The sequence below is a fragment of the Aquincola sp. J276 genome, from assembly GCF_024700035.1.
Lineage (GTDB): Bacteria > Pseudomonadota > Gammaproteobacteria > Burkholderiales > Burkholderiaceae_C > Aquincola > Aquincola tertiaricarbonis.
The window spans coordinates 1913767-1939059 of the sequence record NZ_JAJONC010000002.1 but is presented as its reverse complement, the minus strand read 5'-3'; the positions used below and the strand labels follow the sequence as shown (position 1 = coordinate 1939059).

26 protein-coding genes and 3 pseudogenes are annotated in these 25293 nt (G+C 70.9%); 20 read left to right on the top strand and 9 right to left on the bottom strand.

From position 1 onward, the window contains the following. Positions 1-69: 69 nt before the first annotated feature. A pseudogene (locus tag LRS14_RS30830) lies at positions 70-465 on the bottom strand (EamA family transporter); the annotation flags it as partial. A gap of 76 nt (positions 466-541) precedes the next feature. Here LRS14_RS30830 and LRS14_RS26880 point away from each other — a divergent pair. Further along, a complete protein-coding gene (locus LRS14_RS26880; protein WP_257801772.1) occupies positions 542-988 on the top strand; it encodes a CBS domain-containing protein in 447 nt (148 codons plus the stop codon). A gap of 52 nt (positions 989-1040) precedes the next feature. Further along, positions 1041-2078, top strand: a pseudogene (locus LRS14_RS26875) (LacI family DNA-binding transcriptional regulator); the annotation flags it as partial. 45 nt (positions 2079-2123) lie between these two features. Here the strand turns inward: LRS14_RS26875 and LRS14_RS26870 are convergent. Beyond that, positions 2124-3008 (bottom strand): LysR family transcriptional regulator, encoded by an 885-nt coding sequence (locus LRS14_RS26870; protein ID WP_257801771.1) that lies wholly within the window; start codon positions 3006-3008, stop codon positions 2124-2126. 125 nt (positions 3009-3133) lie between these two features. Between LRS14_RS26870 and LRS14_RS26865 the strand changes: the two genes are divergently transcribed. Both LRS14_RS26865 and LRS14_RS26860 read left to right on the top strand, forming a co-directional pair. After that, positions 3134-3742 carry a glutathione binding-like protein gene (locus LRS14_RS26865; protein ID WP_257801770.1) on the top strand — a complete coding sequence of 203 codons (609 nt, stop codon included), beginning with the start codon at positions 3134-3136 and terminating at the stop codon, positions 3740-3742. After that, complete coding sequence (locus LRS14_RS26860; RefSeq protein WP_257801769.1) at positions 3739-4425, top strand: glutathione S-transferase family protein; 687 nt, start codon at positions 3739-3741, stop codon at positions 4423-4425. The genes LRS14_RS26865 and LRS14_RS26860 overlap by 4 nt, the downstream gene beginning before the upstream one ends. Positions 4426-4533: 108 nt before the next feature. On the opposite strand, the pseudogene LRS14_RS26855 reads toward LRS14_RS26860, so the two are convergent. Next, positions 4534-5015: pseudogene (locus LRS14_RS26855) on the bottom strand (GreA/GreB family elongation factor). 123 nt (positions 5016-5138) lie between these two features. Between LRS14_RS26855 and LRS14_RS26850 the strand changes: the two are divergent. Genes LRS14_RS26850 through LRS14_RS26820 form a run of 7 tightly spaced genes read left to right on the top strand, consistent with a single transcriptional unit; the run spans position 5139 to position 10795 of the window. Beyond that, positions 5139-5810 (top strand): amino acid ABC transporter permease, encoded by a 672-nt coding sequence (locus LRS14_RS26850; protein WP_046116269.1) that lies wholly within the window; start codon positions 5139-5141, stop codon positions 5808-5810. Then, positions 5810-6463: an amino acid ABC transporter permease gene (locus LRS14_RS26845; RefSeq protein ID WP_046116270.1), complete on the top strand. Its 654-nt coding sequence runs from the start codon at positions 5810-5812 to the stop codon at positions 6461-6463. The genes LRS14_RS26850 and LRS14_RS26845 overlap by 1 nt, the downstream gene beginning before the upstream one ends. Positions 6464-6498: 35 nt before the next feature. Then, the gene (locus LRS14_RS26840) at positions 6499-7311 is read left to right on the top strand and encodes a transporter substrate-binding domain-containing protein (protein WP_257801768.1); all 813 of its coding nucleotides are present in this window, start codon (positions 6499-6501) and stop codon (positions 7309-7311) included. 19 nt (positions 7312-7330) lie between these two features. Then, on the top strand, positions 7331-8092 hold the full coding sequence (locus LRS14_RS26835) for an amino acid ABC transporter ATP-binding protein (protein WP_046116272.1): 762 nt from the start codon (positions 7331-7333) through the stop codon (positions 8090-8092). Continuing rightward, positions 8089-8874 (top strand): sugar phosphate isomerase/epimerase, encoded by a 786-nt coding sequence (locus LRS14_RS26830; protein ID WP_257801767.1) that lies wholly within the window; start codon positions 8089-8091, stop codon positions 8872-8874. Before LRS14_RS26835 ends, LRS14_RS26830 begins: the two co-directional genes overlap by 4 nt. After that, positions 8874-9815 (top strand): sugar kinase, encoded by a 942-nt coding sequence (locus LRS14_RS26825; protein WP_257801766.1) that lies wholly within the window; start codon positions 8874-8876, stop codon positions 9813-9815. The genes LRS14_RS26830 and LRS14_RS26825 overlap by 1 nt, the downstream gene beginning before the upstream one ends. Positions 9816-9820: 5 nt before the next feature. Continuing rightward, on the top strand, positions 9821-10795 hold the full coding sequence (locus tag LRS14_RS26820) for a 2-hydroxyacid dehydrogenase (RefSeq protein WP_404977625.1): 975 nt from the start codon (positions 9821-9823) through the stop codon (positions 10793-10795). A gap of 10 nt (positions 10796-10805) precedes the next feature. Here the strand turns inward: LRS14_RS26820 and LRS14_RS26815 are convergent, their stop codons facing one another. Beyond that, the gene (locus LRS14_RS26815; RefSeq protein WP_046116276.1) at positions 10806-10985 is read right to left on the bottom strand and encodes a DUF3606 domain-containing protein; all 180 of its coding nucleotides are present in this window, start codon (positions 10983-10985) and stop codon (positions 10806-10808) included. 135 nt (positions 10986-11120) lie between these two features. On the opposite strand from LRS14_RS26815, the gene LRS14_RS26810 reads away from it, so the two are divergent. Beyond that, positions 11121-11492 (top strand): hypothetical protein, encoded by a 372-nt coding sequence (locus tag LRS14_RS26810; protein ID WP_046116277.1) that lies wholly within the window; start codon positions 11121-11123, stop codon positions 11490-11492. A 30-nt stretch (positions 11493-11522) separates the two neighbouring features. Here LRS14_RS26810 and LRS14_RS26805 read toward each other — a convergent pair whose 3' ends face one another. Then, positions 11523-12323 (bottom strand): c-type cytochrome, encoded by an 801-nt coding sequence (locus tag LRS14_RS26805; RefSeq protein ID WP_157039862.1) that lies wholly within the window; start codon positions 12321-12323, stop codon positions 11523-11525. Positions 12324-12466: 143 nt separating this feature from the next. Between LRS14_RS26805 and LRS14_RS26800 the strand changes: the two genes are divergently transcribed. The 3 genes from LRS14_RS26800 (at position 12467) to rpoN (ending at position 14738) form a co-directional block, all read left to right on the top strand. Next, positions 12467-12760, top strand: a complete 294-nt coding sequence (locus LRS14_RS26800) for a hypothetical protein (protein ID WP_198157112.1) — start codon at positions 12467-12469, stop codon at positions 12758-12760. Next, on the top strand, positions 12738-13106 hold the full coding sequence (locus tag LRS14_RS26795) for a response regulator (RefSeq protein WP_046116278.1): 369 nt from the start codon (positions 12738-12740) through the stop codon (positions 13104-13106). The genes LRS14_RS26800 and LRS14_RS26795 overlap by 23 nt, the downstream gene beginning before the upstream one ends. A gap of 147 nt (positions 13107-13253) precedes the next feature. Then, on the top strand, positions 13254-14738 hold the full coding sequence (gene rpoN, locus LRS14_RS26790) for an RNA polymerase factor sigma-54 (RefSeq protein ID WP_046116279.1): 1485 nt from the start codon (positions 13254-13256) through the stop codon (positions 14736-14738). 28 nt (positions 14739-14766) lie between these two features. On the opposite strand, the gene LRS14_RS26785 is transcribed toward rpoN, so the two are convergent. After that, positions 14767-16203 carry a sigma-54 dependent transcriptional regulator gene (locus LRS14_RS26785; RefSeq protein ID WP_257801764.1) on the bottom strand — a complete coding sequence of 479 codons (1437 nt, stop codon included), beginning with the start codon at positions 16201-16203 and terminating at the stop codon, positions 14767-14769. A gap of 253 nt (positions 16204-16456) precedes the next feature. Here LRS14_RS26785 and LRS14_RS26780 point away from each other — a divergent pair, with 253 nt between their 5' ends. After that, positions 16457-18946, top strand: a complete 2490-nt coding sequence (locus tag LRS14_RS26780) for an ATP-binding protein (protein WP_157039863.1) — start codon at positions 16457-16459, stop codon at positions 18944-18946. A gap of 19 nt (positions 18947-18965) precedes the next feature. Here the strand turns inward: LRS14_RS26780 and LRS14_RS26775 are convergent, their stop codons facing one another. From LRS14_RS26775 to LRS14_RS26765, 3 genes are all read right to left on the bottom strand, one after another. Beyond that, positions 18966-19163: a hypothetical protein gene (locus LRS14_RS26775; protein WP_046116280.1), complete on the bottom strand. Its 198-nt coding sequence runs from the start codon at positions 19161-19163 to the stop codon at positions 18966-18968. A 42-nt stretch (positions 19164-19205) separates the two neighbouring features. Beyond that, a complete protein-coding gene (locus tag LRS14_RS26770) occupies positions 19206-19436 on the bottom strand; it encodes a hypothetical protein (RefSeq protein WP_157039864.1) in 231 nt (76 codons plus the stop codon). Positions 19437-19550: 114 nt separating this feature from the next. Next, positions 19551-20849: a response regulator gene (locus tag LRS14_RS26765; protein ID WP_257801763.1), complete on the bottom strand. Its 1299-nt coding sequence runs from the start codon at positions 20847-20849 to the stop codon at positions 19551-19553. A gap of 143 nt (positions 20850-20992) precedes the next feature. Here LRS14_RS26765 and LRS14_RS26760 point away from each other — a divergent pair, with 143 nt between their 5' ends. The 4 genes from LRS14_RS26760 to LRS14_RS26745 are packed head-to-tail and all read left to right on the top strand — an operon-like array spanning position 20993 to position 25292. Next, entirely contained in the window at positions 20993-21418 is a 426-nt protein-coding gene (locus LRS14_RS26760) for a hypothetical protein (protein WP_257801762.1), read from the top strand. After that, positions 21415-23163 (top strand): ATP-dependent DNA helicase RecQ, encoded by a 1749-nt coding sequence (locus LRS14_RS26755; RefSeq protein ID WP_257801761.1) that lies wholly within the window; start codon positions 21415-21417, stop codon positions 23161-23163. The genes LRS14_RS26760 and LRS14_RS26755 overlap by 4 nt, the downstream gene beginning before the upstream one ends. Positions 23164-23190: 27 nt before the next feature. After that, on the top strand, positions 23191-25023 hold the full coding sequence (locus LRS14_RS26750) for a thiamine pyrophosphate-requiring protein (RefSeq protein ID WP_046116284.1): 1833 nt from the start codon (positions 23191-23193) through the stop codon (positions 25021-25023). A 53-nt stretch (positions 25024-25076) separates the two neighbouring features. Next, positions 25077-25292, top strand: a complete 216-nt coding sequence (locus tag LRS14_RS26745; protein WP_257801760.1) for a hypothetical protein — start codon at positions 25077-25079, stop codon at positions 25290-25292. Position 25293: the final 1 nt, after the last annotated feature.

Sequence of the window (25293 nt, the reverse complement as noted above, 5' to 3'; positions counted from 1 at the left end):
CTTGTGCCACACCACCAGCGCCACGCCCAGCAGCCCCGCCGCCACGCCCGCCCATTGCCGCGGTTGCAGCCGCTGGCCGAGGAAGCGGTGCGCCACCAGCGCGGTGGCCAGCGGCTGCGTGGCCAGCAGCAGTGCGGTGATGCCGGCCGACAGGCCCAGCACCTGCGCATGGTGGCTGCCGCCCAGGTTCACCGCATGCATCAGCAGCCCGGCCACGCCGATGTGCAGCCATTCGGCCCGCGTGGCCGGCCAGCGCGGGCGCGTCATCAGCACCCAGGGCAGCAGGCACAGCGCCGCCAGGCAGAAGCGCAGCGTGAGGAAGGTGAAGGGCGACGCGTACTGCAGCCCCGTCTTGCTGGCCAGGTAGCCCGAGCCCCATACCAGCACGAAGAACCAGGCCAGCGCGGTGTCGATGCGGGGCGCCGGCGGCGCGGCAGTGGGATGGGGGTGGGAAGGGGCGGTCATGCAGTGCCCACTGTGCCCGATGTGGCCCGCGTCGGCAGCATGCCGCGGGCATGGCCCTTGCCCGGCCGGCAGCACGATGGCGACGCTGATCCGTGAGGTGATGACCCGGGGCGCACGCACGCTGGCCCCGGCCGACAGCGTGCGCGATGCCGCGCGGCTGATGCACGAGCTGGACGTGGGCGCGGTGCTGGTGTGCGACGGCCGCCGGCTGCAGGGCATGCTGACCGACCGCGACATCGTGCTGCGCGTGGTGTCGCCGGGCCTGGCGCCCGAGGACACGGCCATCGACCAGGTGATGAGCCCCGAAGTGGTCTGGTGCTTCGAGTACGACGAGGTGGCCGCCGTGGCCGCCCGCATGCAGCAGGCCCGCATCCGCCGGCTGCCGGTGGTGGACCGCGCGCAGCAGCTGGTGGGCATCGTCACCCTGGGCGACCTGGCCAGCCGCGGCGAGCATGGCTGGGCGCAGGAAGTGCTGGCCGATGTGTCCGAGGCCTCGCAGCCGGCAGTCCCGCCGGATGAATGACGCCTGAAAATTCCGGTGGAAACCATGAAACTGGTTTCATACAATCCGCCGGATGAACCCACCCGAGGTCCTGGAAGCCGGCCCCGCCGAAGCCGAAGGCCGCAGCACGATTGCCGACGTCGCGCGTGTGGCCGGCGTGTCCAAGGCCACCGTCTCGCGCTTCCTCAACCACCGCGAGAAGCTGCTGTCGCCCGAGATCGCCGCCAAGGTGGAAGCCGCCATCGCCGCGCTGGGCTACAGCCCCAGCCCGATGGCGCAGGCGCTCAAGCGCGGGCGCTCGCGGCTCATCGGGCTGGTGGTGGCCGACATCACCAATCCGTTCTCGGTGGCGGTGCTGCGCGGGGCCGAAAAGGCCTGCCAGGAAGCCGGCTACCTGGTGATGCTGTTCAACCTGGGCAACCAGAGCCAGAGAGAGCGTGAAGGCATCGAGGCGCTGGCCTCCTACCAGGTCGAGGGCTTCATCCTCAACACGCTGGGCGCCGACCCGTCGGCTGCCAGCGAGGTGGCGCGCCACGGCAAGCCCGCCGTGCTGGTGGACCGCCGGCCGCCGGGCATGAAGGCCGACTTCGTCTCGCTGGACAACGCCGACGCGGTGCGCCAGGCCGCCAGCCACCTGCTGGGCAACGGCTGGCGCGAGATGCTGTACGTCACCGAGCCGATCAAGGGCGTGAGCTCTCGCGTGGAGCGCGAGGCCGCCTTCCGTGCCTTCATCGCCGAGCAGGGCAGGGCGGCCAACGGCCAGACGCTGGAAGCCGGCGACGGCGACGAGGCTGCGTTGGCGCAGGCCTTGAAGGACTGGCGCAAGCGTGCCGGCCGCAAGCCCATCGCCGTGATCGCCAGCAATGCGGTGGTCACGCTGCGCGTGGCCAGCGCCGTGGCGCAGCTGGGCTGGCAGTTCGGGGTGGACCTGGGCTTCGTCGGGTTCGACGACACGGAGTGGGCGCCGCTGGTGGGGCCCGGCTTGAGCACCATAGCGCAGCCGACCGACGACCTGGGGCATGTGGCGGCGAGCTGCCTGCTGGAGCGGCTGCAGGGCCGGCAGCTGCCGGCGCGGCAGATCTTGCTGCCGGGGCGGTTGGTGGTGCGGGGGGTCGTCGCGGGGGGTGGGTCAGTAGACGGTCATGCCCAAAAACCCTCAGGGAAGTTGTATGACCTTGGAGAGGTGGGCGTAAACCGCACCCACCCGACGCAGATGTCGTACGTCCGGGTGCGTCAGCAGCCACAGTTCTGTCTCGCACTCCGGCAGCGGGTCGGTCAAACGCACGAGATCCTTGCGCCCTTCCGCCAGGAACAGGGGCACGACGCCGATGCCCAGGCCCAAGGCGACCAGTTCCAGCACCGACAGGATGCTGCCCACCTGGTACCGCGGAACCAGCTTCGGAAAATGGCGCTTGCGCCAGACGACCGAAGGATGCTCGGGTAGCGCTTCGTCGGGCGCCACCCAATCCAGGCTCGCCGCCCGGGCCAGCTCGAAGCTGCGCAGCCGAGCCCGGCGCGCCGCGTACAGGGCCACGCGGATCGGCCCGATCTGCTTGCCGACGAGGTGAGCGGGCGGGCGCTTCGTCGCGCGAACCGCGATGTCGGCATCGCGCCGCGTCAAGCTCGCCAGCTCATTGCCTGTGTGCAGCTCAAACGCCAGGAGGGGGTGCTCCTCCCGCATGGCAGCCAGCGCTGGCGCGACCAGACCATGCAGGACTGTGTCGGTCGTTGTAACGCGAACCACGCCCGAGATCTGGGACGGTGCCGACTCCACCATGGAGCGCGCCGCCTCGAGCGCACTTTCAATGGATTCCGCCTGAACGGCAAGCTCCTGGGCGAGTTCCGTCGGGACATAGCCCGAACGGGTTCGCTCGAACAACGGTCGACCCAGGCCACGCTCGATCCGCTGCAAGGCCCGGAACACCGTCGAGGCGTCGACGCCCAGCCGCTCTCCCGCGGCGGCCAAGGTCCCGGTGCGCGTCATGGCCAGGGTCATTTCCAGGTCGGCTGGGCCCATCTTGTATTGCGTTCTCGCAATCATCGCTTGCCGTTCGGCCTATGGTCGTTGCTCGGTGGCAATCCTACAGTGGACTCGTCGTCAACTTCCCTCCCTTGGCGATGGTGCTGCGGGCCCCATCGCTCATCCCTCACCGAAAGGTCACTCCCATGAAGCTCTACTTCGCCCCTGGCGCCTGCTCCCTCGCCGTCCACATCGCACTCCGTGAAGTCGGCGCGACGTTCGACGCCGTCTCCGTCGACCTCGCCAAGTCGGTCACCGCTGACGGCACCGACTACCGCACCATCGCTCCGCGCGGCTATGTGCCGCTGCTGCAGCTCGACGACGGCTCGCGCCATACCGAGGCATCCGCACTGCTGCAGTACGTCGCAGACCTGGATCTGCAGCAGCGCCTGATCGGCGCGGCGGGCTCGGCGCGCCGGCTCGCGGTGGTGGAGTGGCTGACCTTCGCCAGCACGGAACTGCACAAGGTCTTCAGCCCGTGGCTCTGGCACAAGGAGACTGCGGAGTCGACACGCCAGGCGGTCAAGGACAAGCTTGCCACCCGCTTCGCCGAGCTCGATGCACTGCTGGGCACGCAGCCGTACCTGGCGGGCGAGTACAGCGTGGCCGACGCCTATGCCTTCACCATCGTCAACTGGTCGAACTTCCTGGGACTGCCCCTCACGAAGTACCCGAACCTCCTGGCCTACATGGGCCGCGTGTCGTCACGACCGGCGGCCCAGGACGCCCTGCGCGCCGAGGGGCTCCTGAAGTGAGTGCGCCGCTCGTCCTGGTGTCTCACGCGCTGTGTCCCTACGTGCAGCGCGCGGCCATCGTGCTGGCCGAGAAGGAGGTGCCGTTCGAGCGGCGGGACGTTGACCTGGCGCGCAAGCCCGATTGGTTCGTGCGCGTGTCGCCGCTGGGCAAGACGCCCGTGCTGCTCATCGGCAAAGAGGCCATCTTCGAGTCGGCTGTGATCTGCGAGTACCTGGACGACACGACGCTGCCGCGCTTGCACCCTGCCAACGCGCTGGAGCGCGCCCGACACCGCTCGTGGATGGAATTCGGCTCCAGCGTGCTGAACCTCATCGGAGCGTTCTACAACGCCCCCGACGAGCAAACGCTGAAGGCCCGGGCAGCGGACATCCGGGAGAAGTTCCAGCAACTGGAGGCCGCACTGGGATCGGGGCCGTTCTTTGCGGGCGCATCCTTCAGCATCGTCGATGCGGTCTATGGGCCGGTGTTCCGGTACTTCGACGTGTTCGACAGCATCGCCGACTTCGGGTTCTGGGACGACCTGCCCAAGGTACGGCGGTGGCGCAAAGCGCTGGCCAGGCGCCCCTCCATCCAGCAAGCCGTCAGTCCGCGGTATGCGGAATTGCTCCTGGCTTTCCTGGTCAAGCGCAGCTCGGCGCTCAGCAAGATGTGTCGCGAGGCGGGCGCGAACTTGCCAACCTGACCTTTCGAGAACCACTGCCGCCGGGCCGATAGGACGGAGACCGCTCCTGGCCGAGTGCCAAGGCCGCGGATTCGGCCCATGACCGACCGCAAGCGCTGCGCCGCAGCCTCAGTCAACCCGCAGCACCTCGAACTGCTGCCGCCCTGTCGCGACGTGGATCGACACCTCGTCGCCCTCGCACTTGCCCAGCATCGCCTGGCCCAACGGCGCTTCGCTGCTGATGACCTGGACGAGTTGCGCGCCGATGCCCAGCTTCATGCTGCCCCCGCCGGGCCGATGAAGAGCTGCTGCTGCCTGTCGTCGGCATCGACGAGGCAGACCAGCGCGCCGAGCTGTATGCCTTTGCTGCTGTCGTAGGGGCCGGGGCGGAACTGGCGCCACACAGCCATCGCCTGGCGGATGGCTTCGGCGCGACGCGCCTGGCCGGTGGCCAGGTAGGCGGCTTCAAGCCCCAGGGTGTCGTACTTGTTTTCGGCGATGTTCTCTTCGTGCGTCGCCGCCTCGTGGGCCACCCGTACGGCCTGTTCGGCTTGCAGAAGGTCTTCGGCCAGCCGCGCCAGCACCTGCTGTTGCAGCACGTGTTTGTCCATGGTCGATTGTCATGCCCCCCGGGAAACCCCCAATCCCATCCTGAAACCGGTTTCCTACACTGAACCCGTTAAGAAACCGGTTTCACAGCGTCCCGCCGGACACCGCGCCGAAAGCAGTACCCCTTGAACTACACCCTCCAATTCGCCGACGTGCTGGCCGCCTGGCCGCTGTTGCTCAAGGGCACGTGGATCACCATCCAGCTGTCGCTGACGGCCACGGTGCTCGGGCTGCTGGTGGCCATCGTGTGCGCCTGGGGCAAGACCTCGGGGCCGAAGCCGGTGCGCTTCGTCATCCAGGCCTACATCGAGCTGATCCGCAACACGCCGTTCCTGGTGCAGCTGTTCTTCTTCTTCTTCGCGTTGCCGGCCATCGGCCTGCGCTGGTCGCCGTACACCGCGGCGCTCACGGCGATGGTGGTGAACCTGGGCGCCTATGCCACCGAGATCATCCGCGCCGGCATCGAGTCCATCCCGAAGGGCCAGATCGAGGCCGGCCTGGCGCTGAACATGAAGCGCCACCAGATCTTCCGGCTCATCGTGCTCAAGCCCGCGCTGCGCGCCATCTTCCCGGCGCTCACCAGCCAGTTCATCCTGCTGATGCTCAGCAGCAGCGTGGTGTCGGTGATCTCGGCCGACGACCTCACCTCGGTGGCGGCCAACCTGCAGTCGCAGACCTTCCGCAGCTTCGAGATCTACATCGTGGTGGCGCTGATCTACCTGGCGCTGGCCATGGCCTTCTCGGCGCTGTTCCGCCTGGTGCAGCGCCGGGTGCTCTCCTATCCGGACCGCCGCTGATGCGTACCTTCGGCCTCAACGACCTCTGGTTCATCGCCGCCGCGGCGCAGTGGACCATCGCGCTGTCGCTCATCGCCTTCGTCGGCGGGGCGGTGGTGGGCCTCGCGCTGGCGCTGGCCCGTACCTCGGAGCGGCCCGCACTGGTGCGCGCCGCCGGTGCCTTCATCCAGGTGTTCCAGGGCACGCCGCTGCTGCTGCAGCTGTTCCTCATCTTCTTCGGCCTTCCGGTGCTGGGGCTGGAAGTCAGCCCGTGGATCGCGGCCGGCACGGCGCTGGTGCTCAACACCGGCGCCTTCCTGGGCGAGATCTGGCGCGGCTGCATCCAGGCGGTGCCGCGTGGCCAGTGGGAGGCGGCCGAGGCGCTGGGCCTGCACTACGTGGCCCGCATGCGCCGCGTGGTGCTGCCGCAGGCCTTCAAGATCGCGCTGCCGCCCACCGTCGGCTACATGGTGCAGGTGATCAAGGGCACCTCGCTGGCGGCCATCATCGGCTTCACCGAGATCACCCGCGCCGGGCAGATCATCAACAACGCCACCTTCCAGCCGCTGATCGTGTTCAGCGTGGTGGGGGCCATCTACTTCCTGCTGTGCTGGCCGCTGTCGATCTGGGCCGGCCGCATCGAGCGCCGCCAGGCCCTGGCCCTGCAGCGCTGATTCGCGCTTCTTCCCCTTCATCACCGGAGACACCGATGTCCACCACGTCCCGCCGCCCCTTCGTCGCCGCTGCCGCCGCCCTGGCCTGCAGCACCCTGCTGGCCGCCTGGGCGCCGCTGGCCCAGGCGCAGACCGCCGAAGAGATCAAGAAGAAGGGCACGCTGACGGTCGGCATGCTGGTGGACTTTCCGCCCTACGGCACGGTGGACAGCAGCAACAACCCCGACGGCTACGACGCCGACGTGGCCAGGCTGCTGGCCAAGGACCTGGGCGTCAAGCTCAACCTGGTGCCCGTCACCGGCCCCAACCGCATTCCCTACCTGCTGACCAACAAGGTCGACGTGCTGATCGCCTCGCTGGCCGTTACGCCGGAGCGGGCCAAGCAGGTGCAGTTCTCGCGCCCCTACTCGGCGGCCACCATCGTGCTGTTCGCTCCGAAGAAGGCCAACATCAAGGCGCCGGCCGACCTGAAGGGCGTGCGCGTGGCCGTGGCCCGCGCCAGCACGCAGGACACCGCGCTGACCGCCATCGCGCCCGAGGGCACCGAGATCCGCCGCTTCGACGACGACGCCTCGGCCATGCAGGCGCTGCTGTCGGGCCAGGTGGATGCCATCGGCTGCTCCACCACCGTGGCGGCGCAGATCGCCAAGCGCGCCGGTGCCGACACCTTCGAGCAGAAGCTGGTGCTGCGCCAGCAGCTGATGGCCGTGGCCATGCGCCCGGGCCAGGCCGACCTGCAGAAGACGATGGACGGCCTGATCGAGAAGAACACCGCCAACGGCGAGCTGAACAAGCTCTACACCAAGTGGCTGGGTACCGCGCTGCCGCAGCTGCCCGCCGCCAACTGAGCCTGCTGAAGCTGCTGCCATGAACACCGCCGCCGAGCCCATCATCCGCATCGAGAACGTCAACAAGTGGTACGGGCAGTTCCAGGTGCTGACCGGCATCGACCTGCAGGTGCGGGCCGGTGAGCGCATCGTCATCTGCGGGCCTTCGGGCTCGGGCAAGTCGACGCTGATCCGCTGCATCAACCGGCTGGAGACGGTGCAGCAGGGCCGCATCGTGGTCGATGGCATCGACCTCACCGCCAACCCGCGCAACGTGGATGCGGTGCGCAAGGAAGTCGGCATGGTGTTCCAGCAGTTCAACCTGTTCCCGCACCTGACGGTGCTGCAGAACTGCACCCTGGCGCCGATGAGCACCCGCGGCGTGTCGCAGGCGGAGGCCGAGGCCACCGCCATGAAGTACCTGGAGCGGGTGCGCATCCCGGAGCAGGCGCGCAAGTACCCGGCGCAGCTGTCGGGCGGCCAGCAGCAGCGGGTGGCCATCGCCCGCGCGCTGTGCATGACACCCAAGATCATGCTGTTCGACGAGCCCACCTCGGCGCTGGACCCCGAGATGGTCAAGGAAGTGCTGGACACCATGATCGGCCTGGCCGAGGACGGCATGACCATGCTGTGCGTGACGCACGAGATGGGCTTTGCCCGCAGCGTGGCCGACCGCGTGATCTTCATGGCCGAAGGCCGCATCCTGGAGCAGGCGCCGCCGCAGCAGTTCTTCGGCCAGCCGCAGCACCCCAAGACGCAGGCGTTCCTGGGGCAGATCCTCAGCAGCGCGCAGCACGCATGAACGAGGCACCGCTGTTGATCTCGTTGTCGTCCTTCGGCGCGGCCGAGGTGCGCCGGCACGGCCAGCTCTGGTTCACGCGGCTGGCGGCGGAGGCCGGTGCCGATGGCGTGGAGGTGCGCGGCGAGCTGCTGACGAATGCCGCGGCCGAGCTGGATGCGCTGGCCGACGCCACGCTGCAGCTGGGCCTGACCACGGTGTACTCCAGCCCCGAAGGCCTGTTCGCGGCCGATGGCACGCTGGACGACGCCGCGCTGGATCGCGCGCTGGCGGCGGCCGCCCGGCTGCAGGCACCGCGGCTGAAGATGTCCATCGGCGGCTATGGCGCGGCCTCGCGCAGCGCCTCGGCCGAGGCCCTTCCCGCGCTGCGCCTGCGGCTGCAGCAGGCCGAGGGCATCGAGCTGGTGATCGAGAACGACCAGACGCCCACCGCGGGCACGGTACGCGCGCTGGTGCCCTTCTTCGAGGCCGCGGCCGATGCGGCGCTGCCGCTGCCCATGGTGTTCGACATGGGCAACTGGCACTGGCTGGGCGAATGCCCGCTCCAGGCGGCGCAGGCGCTGGCCAGCCGCGTGGGTTACGTGCACTGCAAGGGCGTGCAGCGGCTGCCCGCCAAGTGGGTGGCGGTGCCGCTGGCCGACTCGGCCGCGCCCTGGCGCACCCTGATCGACGCGATGCCGCGCGGTGTGCCCTGGGCCATCGAATATCCCCTGATCGGTGACGACCTGCTGGCCGTCACCCGCACGCAGGTCGACCTGCTGCGCGCACTGAGCCGGAGCCTGTGATGAAGCCCCTGGACGTGGTGACCTTCGGCGAGGCGATGCAGATGTTCGTCGCCGCCGAGCCCGGCCCGCTGGAAGACGTGACCAGCTTCCACAAGCGCACCGCCGGCGCCGAGACCAACGTGGCCATCGGCCTGGCGCGGCTGGGCCTGGGCGTGGGCTGGGTGAGCCGGCTGGGCGCCGAATCCATGGGCCGCTACCTGCTCAAGGCCATGCAGGCCGAGGGCATCGACTGCTCGCACGTGGTGTGCGACGCCGCGCAGCGCACCGGCTTCCTGTTCAAGGGTCGGGTGACCGACGGCAGCGACCCGCCGGTGGAATACCACCGCAAGGGCTCGGCGGCCAGCCAGATCGTGCCTGGCGACATCGACGTGCCGTGGGTGACCGGCGCGCGCCACCTGCATGCCACCGGCGTGTTCGCGGCACTGTCGGCCAACTGCCTGGCCACCGCGCACGAGGCGATGCGGCTGATGCGCGAGGCCGGCCGCAGCATCTCGTTCGACCCCAACCTGCGGCCCACGCTGTGGGCCTCGACCGAGGTGATGCGCGAGGCCATCAACGCATTGGCCGCGAAGGCGGACTGGGTGCTGCCGGGCCTGGAGGAAGGCCGGCTGCTGACCGGCGCCGACACGCCCGAAGGCATCGCCGCCTTCTACCGCGACCGCGGCGCCCAGGTGGTGGTGGTCAAGCTCGGCCCGGCCGGCGCGTACTTCAGCAGCGCCGAGGCCAGCGGGCATGTGCCGGGCTTTCCGGTGGCGCAGGTGGTGGACACCGTGGGCGCCGGCGACGGCTTTGCGGTGGGCGTGATCAGCGCGCTGCTGGAGGGCCGGCCGCTGCTGCACGCGGTGCGCCGCGGTGCCTGGATCGGCGCCCGCGCCGTGCAGGTGCTGGGTGACACCGAAGGGCTGCCCACGCAGGCCGAACTGCAGGCCGCCGCGCTGTGACGGCCGTGCCGCGTCAGCAGGTGCTCGTGTTCCGCGAGCTGCCGCCCGACCAGTTGGCGCGGCTGCAGGCGGTGCATGAGGTCACCGTCGCCAACCCGCGCATCGAGGCGCAGCGCGATGCCTTCTTCGCGGCGCTGCAGCGCGCCCAGGGACTCATCGGCTCCAGCTATCCCATCGATGCAGAGGTGCTGGCCCGGGCGCCGGCGCTGCGCGTGGTCTCCAGCATCTCGGTGGGCATCGACAACTACGACCTGCCCGCGCTGCGTGCACGCGGCGTGATGCTGTGCCACACGCCCGGCGTGCTGACCGAGACCACGGCCGACACGCTGTTCGCGCTGGTGATGGCCACCAGCCGCCGCCTGGTGGAGCTGGCCAACCATGTGCGCGAAGGCCGCTGGCAGCGCAACATCGACGAGCGGCTGTTCGGCTGGGACGTGCACGGCAAGACGCTGGGCATCGTCGGCTTTGGCCGCATCGGCCAGGCGCTGGCGCGGCGGGCGGCGCTGGGCTTCGGCATGCCGGTGCTGTTCCACAACCGTTCGGCGGTGGATGTGCCGGCCGAGCTGCCGGCGCTGGCGGCGCATGCGCGCCAGCTGCCGCTGCATGACGTGCTGGCGCAGTCCGACATCGTGGCGCTGACGGTGCCGCTGACCGACGAAACCCGCGGCCTGATGGATGCCGCGCGCTTTGCGGTGATGAAGCCGGGTGCCATCTTCGTCAATGGCTCGCGCGGCGGCGTGGTGGACGAGGCGGCGCTGCTGCAGGCGCTGGACGGCGGACACCTGCGCGCCGCCGGGCTGGACGTGTTCGCCACCGAGCCACTGCCGCTGGATTCGCCGCTGCGCACGCATCCGAAGGTCACGCCGCTGCCGCACATCGGCTCGGCCACGCACGAGACGCGGCAGGCGATGGCCGAACTGGCCACCAGCAACCTGCTGCAGGCCCTGGCCGGCGAGCGGCCCCGCGCCACCGTCGGCTAGGGGCCTTCGCTCAGCCGTCGTTGCCGGGTGCGGCCGGCTGCGGATGGGCGGCCAGGTAGCCCTTGACCTTGTCGAGGTCGGTGCCCACGCGGCGCAGCGCTTCCTCCAGCACCGGCACTGGCACGGCCAGCTGCGCTGCCCAGCGTTCCAGCGCGCCGGGTTCCGAGAGCTCGATGCGTTGCATGTCCATGCCTTCCGCGCAGCAATCCAGGTGCCGGCCGCTGTCTGGTTTCTGTAGGACACCCCGCACGCCCCATCGCGCCATCGCCCCGCAGCCTGGTGTCAGCCCGCGGGGCAGCATGCAGCTTCAGACCAAGGAGCAGCCATGAGCATCACCGATTCCACCGACCGACCGCTGGCCACCCCGGACCAGCGCCATCGTCCGCAGGATGCAGGCGATGTGGGCGGGCAGGCCACCACCATCGACGCCGGCCTGGCCCGGGCCAGCACCTCGCCCGACGACCAGCCCGGCATCAGCCCGGCGGGCAAGCCGCAGCCGGTGGACGGCGACTGGGCCGACCGCGAGGCCGCGGCCCGCGAGGACGGCACCGAGACCGAGCTGCCCGACAGCACCGGCGTCAAGCGCTCCGGCGTGCGGGTGAACGACGACGACAACGTGCTGGAGTCGCTGGGCAAGGCCATCACCGACCCGCTTCGCAGCGCAGCCGACGACGAACCCGGCCAGCCCGGGCGCTGAAGGCCGCGCGCCTCGGCGCGACCCGGTGACTCAGCGCAGCCCGGTGAGGTAGACCGCCACCGCCTGCACCGTGGCCGCCGGCATCGCGCCGTACGAAGGCATGCCGGCGCCGGGCTTCAAGGCCTCGGCGTGGCGTATCCAGTGGGCCATCTGCGCACTGTCGTTGTCCAGCAGGCCGGCCGCCAGGGTCAGGCGCCGGCCCACATGGGTGAGGTCCGGGCCACCGCCGGTGGCCTCGGACACGCCGCGCACCGTGTGGCAGGCGGTGCAGCCGTGGTCGATGAAGGCCTGCCGGCCCAGCGCCGGCACCACGCCTTCGTCCGCATGCGCCGGCTCGGCCTCGCGCTCCAGCCAGCGTGCGAAGCCCTCCGGCGCCACCGCCACCACCTGCAGGCTCATGCGGCTGATGCCGTTGGCGGTGAATTCGGCGCATTCGCCGCGGTACACCGCGGGCCGCCAGGCGGTGATGTCCAGGTGCTGCACCTGGCCCGGCATGATGTCGGTTCGGCCGCTGAGCGGCGGCACGCGGAAGCTGTGCACCACGTCGCTGGAGCGCAGCGACAGCCGCACCTTGCGGCCGACCGGGATGCGCAGCTCATTCGCGCTCACCACTTCGGCGCCGGTGCGGGGGTGGCGGTAGCGCACTTCCCACCACCACATGTTGGCCGTGACCGAGACTTCCAGCGGCGCTTCCGCCGGCAGCGGCCCGAATACATAGCGTTCCAGCGCGCTGTACACCAGCAGCGACGCCATCACCACCAGCGGCAACGCAATGGCGGAAAGCAGGGTCCAGCGGGCCCAGCGGGTGCGGTGGCGCGACAGTGCGTTCATGCCGCCATGGATCAAACGGCGTGCCCGCGTGTAGCAAAGGCAAAAAGTGGCTGCAAGGTATGCATCGTGTAAATCTGTAGCCGGATGTCACCAGCCGGCACATGGTTTGCCCGAATGTGCCCGGATGCAACTGGAGAACCACCATGAACGCAGGTGAAGCGACGCGGTGCCGGCTGACCGAGGATCTGCTGCTCGGCGATGCCACCGCGTTCTTCGAACGCATGCTCGACGACGACTGCCCGATGCCAGCGCCGCAGCGCCTGGAACTGCGGCTGCCCGCAGCTTCAGGCGGCATGCCTGTTGCCGCGAGACGCTATACAGCCATGCCGTGCGCGGCACGACGTGGGCTGCAGGGAGAGCAGGATGAATCAGGCAGGGGCAGCGCCAGCCGCAGGGCGGGGCGGGCTTCAGGGCATGCATGTGCTGTTGGTGGATGACTGCGTGGATGCGCTGGTGCCACTGGCGGCCTTGCTGGAGATGAGCGGGGCGGAGGTGGCCACGGCGGAGAACGGGCAGCAGGCGCTGGAGTGCCTGCGCAGCGCGCCATGCGACGTGCTGGTGTCCGACCTGCGCATGCCGGTGATGTCGGGCGTGGAACTCATCCGCGCGGTGCGGGCCGATGCGGCATTGCCGCAGCCGGTGGCCATCGCCTACAGCGGCTATAGCACGCTGGCCACGCGGGAGGTGGTGGACGCCGGCTTCGACGCCGTGCTCACCAAGCCGCTGGGCATCGACAAGCTGCAGCAGGTCATCGTCGCGCTGCGGGCGGGCGGCCGCCCTTGAACCGGCTTGCCGCAATTCACGCGGCGTTACCGGCAAAACCGGTGCCCGCCGGCACGGGCTGAAGGCGTTCCACCGAGGGAAGGCAGGGTTGTTGCGGGGCCGGCACGAAAGGTGCGGAAAGAGCCTCCCAGAGGAGATAACGACCCCATGCCCGCCAGCAGCCTTCGCGTCATACACCAGCAAAACCAGGCCTTGTCGCCCCGCCTGCAACATGCTGTCCGGCTGTTGCAGATGTCGTCTCTCGACTTTGCGCAGACCATCGCCGACACCCTGGGCCGCAACCCGTTTCTTGAAGGTGACGAGGGCGACGACGCCCCGTTGCCGCCCGGCCTCACCGCCCTTGTCAATCCGCTGGCCGAACCCGGCAGCGCCACCGCGCCGCGGGAAGACCTGACGCCCGCCGACCAGGCGGCCAGCGACTACGACAATGCCGCCGACGACGGCCACAGCGAGCCGCCGCCCGATGCCGGCACCTGGAACGAAGCCCTGCCCGGTGGCAACAAGGGCGATGGGCCCGAGGTGTCGGCCACCGAGCTGGTGGCCAGCAGCACCGGCCTCAACACCCACCTGCACGGCCAGCTCAACCTGCTGCCGCTGGGTCCGCGCGACATGGCGCTGGCCAAGGCGGTGGTGGAGCTGCTGGACGACGACGGCTACCTGCGCGGCGATCCGTTCGAGCTCACCGCCGACGATTCCATGGATCCGCCGCCCACCGACGAGGAAGTGCGCATCGCGGTGCGCCGCGTGCAGTCGCTGGACCCGGCTGGCGTGGGCGCCCGCACGGTGCAGGAGTGCCTGCTGCTGCAGACCGGCGAGATCGAATGCCCCCACCAGCGGGCGCTGGCGCGCCGCATCATCGGCGAGCAGCTGCGCCTGCTGGGCACCCGCGATTGCGAGACCCTGGCGCACCGCGTGGGCCATCCGCTGGCCGACGTGGAAGCGGCCTGTGCGCGTATCCGCCGCTTCGACCCGCGGCCGGGCTGGCGCTTCGGCGCGCCGCCGGTGCACTACGTGACGCCCGACGTCATCGCCCGCCGCTACCGCGGCCGCTGGGTGGCGGTGCTGAATCCGGCGGTGGTGCCGCGGCTGCGGCTCAACAGCACGGTGGTGGACCTGTTCCAGCGCCACCGCGGCGCGCCCTGCCCCGACCTGGCCAGCCACCTGCAGGAGGCGCGCTGGACGGTGCGCAACGTGGAGCAGCGCTTTTCCACCATCGTGGCGGTGGCGCAGGCGGTCATCGACCGCCAGCACCACTTCCTGGACTACGGCGAGATGGCGATGAAGCCGCTGGGGCTGAAGGAGATCGCCGAGGCCGTGGGCGTGCACGAGTCCACCGTCTCGCGCGTGACCAGCAACAAGTACATCGCCACGCCGGCCGGCGTGTTCGAGCTCAAGCACTTCTTCTCGCGGGCGATGGTGATGCCCAGCGGCGCCTCGCTGTCGCCCACCGCCATCCGCGGCCTGGTGCGCGACATCATCGCGGACGAGAAGGCCAGCCATCCGCTGTCGGACACCGAGATCACCCAGCTGCTGTGGCAGCAGGGCCTGCGCGTGGCGCGCCGCACGGTCACCAAGTACCGGCAGGCGCTGCGCATCGAGCCCGCGGCACGCCGCAAGGCGATGGCGGGCTGACGGGCCCGCGCTTCGGCGGGGCCGCGCCTCAGCTGCCCGCAGGCGGCTCGGCCAGGTCGGCCGCGGTGGCCTCCATGGCGTCGTCGCCGCCGCGGGAATATTCCTTCAGGCGGTTGTAGAGCGTCTTCATGCTCACGCCCAGGGCGGCGGCGGTGCGCTCCTTGTGGCGGTTGAAGTGCTGGAAGGTGGCCAGGATCAGCTGGCGTTCGGCCTCGGCCATCGAGGTGCCCAGCGGCAGCGTGAGCGAGGGCACGGCCGGTGGCGCGGCCACGCCGCCTTCGCCGGCCATCGACATGCTCAGCGGCACGCCGCTGTCGCGCGGCAGCCATTCGTCGCCAATGTCGTCGCCGTCGGCCATCACGTACACCCGCTGCACCACGTTGCGCAGCTCCCGCACGTTGCCCGGCCAGCGGTAGGCCTGCAGCGCCTGCAGCGCCCTGGGCGTGAAGCGGCGGCTGTGGCCCTCCCGCTGGCACACGCCGGCCAGGAAATGCTCGGCCAGCAGCGGCACGTCCTCGCGCCGCTCGCGCAGCGGCGGCAGCTCGATCGGGAAGACGTTCAGGCGATAGAACAGGTCCTCGCGCAGCTTGTGGTCGGCCACGGCCAGCTCGGGCGCCCGGTTGGTGGCGGCGATCACCCGCACGTCGGCCTCGCGCAGCTGGGTGGAGCCCACGCGCATGAAGGTGCCGGTCTCCAGCACCCGCAGCAGCTTGACCTGCAGCTCGATCGGCATCTCGGTGATCTCGTCGAGGAACAGCGTGCCGCCGTGCGCCCGTTCGAAGAAGCCCTGGTGCTGCGTGTCGGCGCCGGTGAAGCTGCCCTTCTCGTGGCCGAAGATCTCGCTCTCGATCAGGTTGGGCGAGATGGCGCCGCAGTTCACGGCCAGGAAGGGCCGCGCACGCCGGCGGCTGAGGTCGTGCACCGAACGGGCCACCACCTCCTTGCCGGTGCCGCTCTCGCCGGTGACGAACACGCTGATGGATGTGATGGCCACCCGCGTGATCTGCCGGTACACCCGCTGCATGGCCGCGCTGCGGCCCCACAGATGGCCGAAGTGCCCGCTGCGGGCCCATTCGGCCTCCATCTGGCCGATCTCGGCCTGCAGCGCATCGGGCCGCATCACGCGCGACAGGATGCCCTGCAGCTGCCGCTTGCTCACCGGCTTGGTGATGTAGTCGGCCGCGCCGAAGCGCAGCGCCTGGATCGAGGTCTCCAGGCTGGCATGGCCGGTGATCAGCACCACCTCGGAATGCTTGATCAGGTCCGGTGTTTCGAAAAGATCCATTCCGCTGCCGTCCGGCAGCTGCAGATCGAGCAGCACGACATCGGGTCTTTGCAGCGCGAGCTGTCGGCGGGCATCGCGTAACGATCCCGCGGTTGCCACGCTGAATTGCTGTTCCGCAATCAGCGCTGCCATCATGCGCGCCGCGTCCGCATCGTCCTCAACGATCAGGGCGTGGCTCATCGGTGAACTCCTCCGGTACTGCTACTGACAAGGTCCGGTTCGGGGCGCTGGAGGCCCCTTCGGGGCATGGAGCATAAGCGTTCCGACGTCGCCGCACGGGCGGCGTGGGCAGCAGGAAACAACTCGTCTCACATTGCAGAAACGGGCATGCCGATTGCCCCTTGGAACCCTTGGTTCGCCACTTCCGTCGCACCCTCCATTGCCCACCACACGCCGTTGGCCCGTTGCCTCGCTGCGCACCTACCTGGTCGCCATGATCCTGTTGGCCAGCGTGCCGATGGCCTTGTTCATGTCGCTGCAGATCCTGCGCGACGTACGGTCCCAGCATGAGCGCCTGACCGACAGCCTGCAGCGCTCGGCCAACGTGCTGGCCGAAGGCATCGACCGCGAACTGGTGGCCTCGCTGGAAGCGCTGGTGCTGCTGTCCGATGCGGCGGCGCCGGGCGGCGTGGACGTGCAGGCGCTGGTGGGCCGGCTGCGCGAGCGCCCGCGCCTGCGGCCCAGCTGGCAGGCGGTGTTCATTGCCGACGCGCAAGGCCGCGTGGTCGAGGTGGTGGCGGGCAACGGCACCGTGCTGCCCGACCGTGTGGCCGTGCCCACCGCCACGGTGTCGGACCTGGTGGAGATCGGCGGCCGGCGCCTGGTGGCGCTGAGCGTGCCGCTGGGCGGCGGCGTGCGCATGGGAACCTGGATCGACGTGGCGCATTGGCAGCAGCTGCTGTTGCGGCTGGGCCGCGCGCAGGGCGGGTATGCGTCGCTGTTCGACGGCCAGTACCGCATGATCGCCCGCACCGAGTCGCCCGAGCGCTACGTGGGCCGGCGCCTGCCCCTGGGGGCGGTGCAGGCGATGGGCGGTCGGCCGCAGGGCGTCCACCGCACCAACCTGCTGGACGGTGCACCCACCTTCGTGGCCTGGCACAAGGTGGGCGACACGCCCTGGGGCGTGGCGGTGGGCGTGCTGGCCGAGCCCATCGAGCAGCTGCACCGGCATGCGCTGGTCACCGCGGTGAGCACGGCCGCGCTGTGCCTGCTGCTGGGGGTCACGCTGGCGCTATGGATGGCGCGGCGCGTGACCGGGCCGCTGCAGGCCCTGGGCGCGGGCGGTGGCGGCCTGGCGCCGGGCCGCCATGAGCCGGACAGCCCGGTGCGCGAGATCGCCGCGCTGCGCGACGCGGTGGTTTCCGCGCGGCACGAGGAAGCCGCCGCGCGTCTGCGCCTGCAGCGCAAGGCCGACGAGTTCGAGGCGCTGTTCCGCGGCAGCCCCATCGGCCTGGCCTTCGCGCAGGACCCACAGTGCCGCAAGGTGCTGCGCAACCGCGCACTCACCGACCTGATGCGCCCGCCTGCCGGCACCGCGGACGTGCCGATGCAGATCTGGCACGAGGGCCGGCTGCTGTCCCGCGAGGAGCTGCCGCTGGCCGTGGCCGCGCGCACCGGCGAGCCGGTGCCGGTGTGCGAGCTGGAGCTGCGCTTTGGCGGTGGTGCCGATTCGCGCTTCGTCATCATGCAGACGGTGCCCCTGCTGGACACCGACGGCGCCTCGCGCGGGGCCATCGCGGCACTGCTGGACATCACCGACCGCAAGCGCGCCGAGGCGCAGCTGCTGGAGACCGACCGCGAGCGCGTGGCCCTGATCGCACGCGAGCAGGCCGCACGGCGAGAGGCCGAGATGGCCAACCAGGCCAAGGACGAGTTCCTGGCCATGCTGGGCCATGAGCTGCGCAATCCGCTCAATGCGGTGGCCTCGGCCATCGAGGTGCTGAAGCTGCTGGGCGGCGGCGGACCGCAGGCCGACGATGCACGCGGCATCATCGGCCGCCAGACCCGCCACCTGGCCCACCTGATGGACGACCTGCTGGACATGGCCCGGGTGGCCTCGGGCAAGGTGGTGCTGGAGCGCCGGCCGCTGGACCTGGCCAAGCTGGTGTCGTCGCTGGTGGCCACCATGCGGCTGTCGGGCGACGTGCGCGAGCACACCCTGACGATGGACGTGCAGGAAGCCTGGATCGACGCCGACAGCACCCGCATCGAGCAGGTGGCCGGCAACCTGCTCACCAACGCGCTGAAGTACACGCCGCCCGGCGGGCGCGTGCTGGTGAAGGTGATGCCGCAGGGCCAGGAAGCGGTGCTGGAGGTGCGCGACAACGGCGTGGGCATTCCGCCGCAGCTGCTGGAACGGGCGTTCGACCTCTTCGTGCAGGGCGAGCGCTCGCTGGACCGCCGCGCCGGTGGCCTGGGCGTGGGCCTCACGCTGGTCAAGCGGCTGGTGCAGCTGCATGGGGGCAGCGTGGCCGCCGAGAGCGATGGCGACGGCAGCGTGTTCCGCGTGCGGCTGCCGCTGGTGGCCTCGCCGCCGCCGGCCGATGCGCGCGGCGCGCCGGGACGGCAGCGCGGGCGCAGCGTGCTGCTGGTGGAGGACAACGACGACGCGCTGCATGCGCTGAAGTCGGTGCTGGAGCTGGACGGCCACCGCGTGAGCACCGCCAACGACGGTGAGCAGGGCCTGGCCCTGCTGCTGCAGGAGCTGCCCGAGGTGGCGGTGGTGGACATCGGCCTGCCCACGCTCACCGGCTTCGAGGTGGCCAAGCGCAGCCGAGCGGCTGGCTACGCCGGCCGGCTCATCGCGCTATCGGGCTATGGGCTGGAAACCAGCACCCGTCAGGCGCTGCAGTCCGGCTTCGATGCGCACCTGACCAAGCCGGTGGACTTCGACCGGCTGCGCGAGCTGTTCGAGGACCGCTGAAGCGGCCCCGCGGGACGGGTCAGTTCAGGTCGGAGGCGGGCTGCTGCATCGCCTGCAGGCGCGACTGTTCATGCTGCCAGTGCCAGGCGTTGACACGCTCGATGGCGCGGCGCAGTGCATCGGTCATCCACTCGTCCGCAGCACCGGAAGCAGCTTCCGGCACGTTCTGCACGACAACGGGGTGGATGGCGGGCGTGAGGGTTTGCAGTGTGTCCATGACAAAACTCATGCAAGGGTGATGCCTAGCAAGGGTTTTCGCTTACCGGTTGTCACTCACCGGGCCGCGGGCGGCCAGCGCGCGCAGCGATTGCTCGACGTAAAGGGCCGATTCGTACTCGGCCGTCAGGCGGTGGATGTCATTGACCAGCCAGCCCACCATCGCGGGGCCGGCACGGCGCCGCAGCGCTTCGTCGAGCGCGTTTTGCCGCAAGCGCAGCGCATCCGACAACCAGGACGACAAACCACCATCGCCTACTGCATCGGCCGGCATGGACACTCCTTCGGTCCGCATGCGGACAACCATCTGGGGAAAAGTTTGTCAGGCTTGCAGCAATAACGGTGCCGCTCGAGGCAGCGCCTGCCCCTGGGGTTGCAACCAGACCTTTCAAGCGCCGTGGGCGACGCACCATCGGCGCATCTCGCTGCGCAGCGCATGCAGGTCCACCGGCTGCGGCACGAAGCCGTCCACGCCGTCGGCCAGGGCCTGCCATGCATGGGCCGCATCCACGCCCGGGCCGTGCAGCACGATGCGGCACGGCGGGGCCAGCCCGGCCCTCTGCAGCCTGTGCAGCCGCCGGGGCAGCTGCTCGCCGGGCGGGCCGGCAAGCGCGGGGTCCAGCAGCATCACCGTGGGCGCCAGCCGCAGGCAGGCATCCAGCGCCTGCAGCGTGTCGCGCGCGGCATGCACCTCGTAGCCGGCAGCCTGCAGCACCGACTGGGTCAGGCAGCGGGCCACGTCGTCGTGCTGGGCGACCAGCACCTTCAGCGGGCTGGCGGCGTCGCTCCCCGGCTGCGGCGCCTCGGGCGGCGGCTGGCGCAGCAGGCGTTCCCAGGCCTGCCAGTCGCGCTGGCTGAAGGGATGGCAGCACAGCTCGTAGCCCGGCACCGTGTCGGCATGCCCCAGCCACAGCGAGCCGGTTTCCACTGCCAGCACCGCATGCACCCCGCGCGGCAGGCCGCGGCGCAGCCGCTGCAGGGTGGCCGGCGCCATGGCCGCATGGGCGAACACCACCAGCAGCGCGGGCAGCACCTCACCCGGTGCCGGCTGGCGCAGCCGCTGCAGCGCGGCCTCGCAGCCATGCAGGATGGCCACCGTCCAGCCCTCCTGCGACGCCTGGCGCGCCACCGAGGCGGCCAGCACCGCATCCGGCTGCACCAGCCACAGGTGGCGGCTGCCGAAGGCGGGGCGGGGTGGTGCGGGACGCCGCCACGCCCGCCGCAGCAGGTAGTGGCCGTGCAGCTCGAAGCCGGTGCGCCGCCAGGCCAGCGTCACCGCCGCCTGGCTGGCGGGGCACAGGCCCTGGGCGCTGCCCTCGGCCTGTGGCCGCAGCTGCAGCCGCTCCGCCGCCTGCAGGAAGCCCAGGCCGCCGCGGCGCTCGGGCTGGCCACTCAGCCGCCAGTGCAGGCGGCAGCCGCCGCCGGGTTCGGCCTCGGCCTGCGCCTCGAAGCCCAGCACGCCGCCGCCGGCCAGGTTGTCGATGGCCGCTAGCCCCAGCCGGTGCAGGCTGCAGTTCAGCGCGCGCACCTCGGAGAAGCTGCCTTCCAGTCCGCCTGCCGGCCCGGCCACATGCCAGCCGCCGGTGCGGTCGTCGAAGCCGTAGCTGATGCCCTCGTGCAGCAGCCTCGGCACCAATTCGCGCACGCTGATCGCGGCCAGGCGCGACAGCAGGGTGTCCATCGGCATCAGCGTCCCGGCCCCGTTCTGCAAATCTTGCGGCATGCGGTGGCATGGCCCGGTAGCAAGGGGTGCGCGAAAGGTGGAGGTACAGGCATTGCCAGAACGGTATTGCAGCCGGCCTGGCTGCGCCGAACCTGGAGCCCCTGCCCATGCGCGCCCACCACTACTTCCCGACGCTGCCCGTACCGGCTGCCGGCCACCGCACCGGCGCCGTGCTGGCACCGCGGCCGGCCTGGCGCGCGCAGAGCGTGCCGCCCGAGCCGGTGATGCCGCCCCCGCCGCCGCCCGACCTGCCCACCGGCGTGCCGCCGATCGGCGACCCCTTGCCCTCGCCCTCGCCCTCGCCAGCGCCCGATCCGGTGCCGGGCACCGTGCCGGGCACCACGCCCGACATGCCGCCGCCGATGCAGGCGCAGGCGGGGCAGGGCGGGCAGCGGCAGGTGGCTTCGACGGTGCATCACCCGATGATCGCGCAGCCGGCCCGGGGCCGGGCGCCACGGTACGAGCGGCCGTCGGTCTACCGCATCAGCCTGCAACGCAGCCTGGGCGGGCCGCAGTCGGGCATCGCCCATTGAGCGCAGCGGCCCGCCAGATCCGCCGCCGCACGCCGGCGCGCGAAGGCCTGCCGCCGCGTGCGCTGCAGGCGCTGCGGCAGGTGTTCGGCCTGCGGGCCTTGCGGCCCGGCCAGGGCGAGGTGGTGGCCCGTGTGATGCGCGGCGATTCCACGCTGGCCGTGATGCCCACCGGGGCCGGCAAGTCGCTGTGCTACCAGCTCCCAGCCTTGCTGAGCGAGCAGCGCACGCTGGTGGTGTCGCCGCTCATCGCCTTGATGAAGGACCAGTGCGACGGCCTGCGCGACCTGGGCATCGACGCGGTGGCCTGGCACAGCGGCCTGAATGCCGAAGCCCTGGCCGCGACCGAGGCCGCGGTGGCCGACGGCAGCGCCCGCATCGTCTTCACCACGCCGGAGCGGGCGGCCGAGCCCGGCTTCGCCGACGTGGTGAACACCGGGCGCGCGGTGGGCCTGCTGGTCATCGACGAGGCGCATTGCATCAGCCAGTGGGGCCATGCCTTCCGGCCGGCCTACCTGGAGCTGGCGCCGCTGCGCGGCGCGCTGGGCAAGCCGCCGGTGCTGGCGCTGACCGCCACCGCCACCGAGCAGGTGGCCGAGGAGGTGATGGCGCAGCTGGGCATCCCGGCCGGCGGCCTGCTGCGCGCCGGCGTATACCGGCCCAACCTGCACTACCGCGTGGAGCCGCAGGCGGACGAGGAGGACAAGCGCGAGCGCGCCGTGGCCCTGGTGCAGGCCACCGAAGGCACCGGCATCGTCTATGCCGCCACCGTGCGCGAGGCCGAGGCCGTGCATGCGTTGCTGCAGGAAGCGGCCAACGCCGCCGGCCAGCCGCCGCAGTCCATCGGCCTCTACCACGGCCGGATGAACGCTGCCGACCGCAACCGCGTGCAGGACGCCTTCATCGCCGGCGAGGTGAGGGTGATGGTGGCCACGCCCGCCTTCGGCCTGGGCATCGACAAGCCCGACATCCGCTTCATCGTGCACCTGCAGCTGCCGCCCGGCCTGGATGCCTACTACCAGGAGACCGGCCGCGCCGGCCGCGACGGCGAGGATGCGGACTGCACGCTGCTGTACCTGCGCGGCGACCGAGGCGTGCAGCAGTTCTTCATGGCCGGCCGCTACCCCGACCGCGAGGCCGTCTCCGCCGTGCTGCGCCAGGTGAGCCAGGCGGGTGAGCCGGCCGAGCTCGAAGCGGTGGCCGAAGCCGCCGACCTGCCCGCCGCACGGGTGCGCGGCATCCTCAACCTGCTGGCCGGCGAGCGGCTGGTGCGCCGCGACGGACAAGGCCGCTGGCGCGCCGCCCCCGGTCGCCGGCTGGACGACGCCGCCCTGGCCCGCGTGCTGCAGGCCTGCGAGCAGCGCCGCGAGCAGGACAAGGCCGAGCTGGAGGCCATGGTCTTCTATGCCCAGACGGGCACCTGCCGCTGGCAGGTGCTGCTGCGCCACTTCGAGCCCGAGGCCGGGCATCCCGCCTGCGGCCACTGCGACAGCTGCCGCCGGCTGCAGGCCTTCGAGGCGCTGCGCGAGGCCGAGGCCGCCCAACAGGCGGCCGCCGACGCCGGTGCCCAGCCCATCCAGGTGCTGGCCGCCGGCACCGCGGTGCGCGTCAAGCGCTACGGCCTCGGCGAGGTGGTCAGCGGCGACGCCAGCAGCCTGACGATCCGTTTCCCAGGCGGCGCCGAGCGCAGCTTCCATCCCGACTTCGTGCGCCCGGCACGGCAACGCCGTGCCGTGGCCGCCGCCTGACACCGACCCCCGCAGAAAGACCCACCGATGAAACCCACCGTCAGCGACCACCTTCTGCAGCGCCTGCATGCCTGGGGCGTGCGCCGTGTCTTCGGCTATCCCGGCGACGGCATCAACGGCCTGATGGGCGCCTTCGGCCGGCGCGACGGCGACATCGAGTTCGTGCAGGCGCGGCATGAGGAGCTGGCCGCCTTCATGGCCACCGCGCACGCCAAGTTCACCGGCGAGGTGGGCGTGTGCATGGCCACCTCCGGCCCCGGCGCCATCCACCTGCTCAACGGCCTGTACGACGCCAAGGCCGACCACCAGCCCGTGGTGGCCATCGTCGGCCAGCAGGCCCGCAGCGCCATCGGCGGCGACTACCAGCAGGAGGTGGACCTGCCGGCGCTGTTCAAGGACGTGGCCGGCGCGTACGTGCACACGGTGATGGTGCCGGAGCAGGTGCGCCACGTGATCGACCGTGCCATCCGCATCGCCCGCGACCAGCGCACCGTCACTTGCGTCATCGTGCCCAACGACGTGCAGGAACTGCCGCAGGTGCAGGAGCCGCCGCGCGAGCACGGCACGGTGCACAGCGGCATCGGCCACACCGGCGTGGCGGCGGTGCCGCCGGCCGGCGAGCTGGCGCGGGCTGCGGCGGTGCTGAACGCCGGGCGCAAGGTGGCCATCCTGGTGGGCGCCGGCGCGCTGCATGCAGCCGACGAGCTGCAGATGGTGGCCGACCGGCTGGGCGCCGGCGTGGCCAAGGCGCTGCTGGGCAAGTGCGCCCTGCCCGACGACCTGCCCTACGTCACCGGCGCCATCGGCCTGCTGGGCACCGGGCCCAGCTGGGAGCTGATGGAGGGCTGCGACACGCTGCTGATGATCGGCTCCAGCTTCCCGTACAGCGAATACCTGCCCAAGGAAGGCCAGGCCCGCGGCGTGCAGATCGACGTCGACCCGCGCAAGCTGGGGCTGCGCTACCCGATGGAGGTGAACCTGGCCGGCGACAGCGCGCTCACGCTGCGGGCGCTGCTGCCGCTGCTCAAGCCGCGCGCCGACCACCAGTGGCGCGAGCAGGTCAACAAGAGCGTGCTCAAGTGGTGGGACGTGATGCGCGCGCGTGCGATGGCGCCGGCCAAGCCGATGAATCCGCAGCGGGTGTTCTGGGAGCTGTCGCCCCGGCTGCCTTCGGACGTGATCCTCACCTGCGATTCCGGCACCAGCGCGGCCTGGTATGCACGCGACATCAAGGTGCGCCACGGCATGATGGGCTCGCTCTCGGGCGGGCTGGCCAGCATGGGCGCGGCGCTGCCCTATGCCATCGCCGCCAAGTTCGCGCATCCGTCGCGCCCGGTGGTGGCGCTGCTGGGCGATGGCGCGATGCAGATGATCGGCCTGAACGCGCTCATCACGCTGGCCCACCACTGGCGCCGCTGGGCCGACCCGCGGGTGCTGGTGATGGTGCTGGACAACCAGGACCTGAACATGGTGACCTGGGAGCAGCGCGCCACTGCGGGCGATCCCAAGTTCGACCCGTCGCAGACGCTGCCCGGCTTCGCCTATGCCGAGTACGCCAAGCTGCTGGGCCTGAACGGCCTGCGCGTGACCAACCCGGAGGACATCGGCTTCGCCTGGGAGGAAGCGCTGGCCGCCGACCGACCCACCGTGCTGCAGATGGTGGTCGACCCCAACGTGCCGCCGCTGCCGCCGCATGTGCCGGTGAAGCAGGTGGCCTCGTACATGAGCGCGCTGCTGCACGGCGACAGCAATGCCCGCCAGGTGATGGTGGCCACCTTCCGCCAGTGGTGGGCCGGCGTGGCGCCGGGCCACAAGGGCGACGGACCGGCGGATGCGGCGGAAGACGGCGACCGCGGCTGAAGGCACGGCGGTTGCCGCCTGGCAGGCATCTCAACACGACAAGGAACGACGCCATGAGCGAAGCACAAGCCACCGAGGTCCAGTCCGTCTACCGTGAACTGGTCAAGGGCGTGGGCCGCGAGAAGGTGACCGAGGCCAATGCGGCCCAGCTCATCGAGCTGGCCGAACGCGACAAGCACACCGTGCTGGCCGAGGAGCTGCGCGAATGGGCCATGGGCTGCGGCGGCGCGCTGACGCCGGGGCAGGGTGGGGACGCGACCAAGGGGTGAG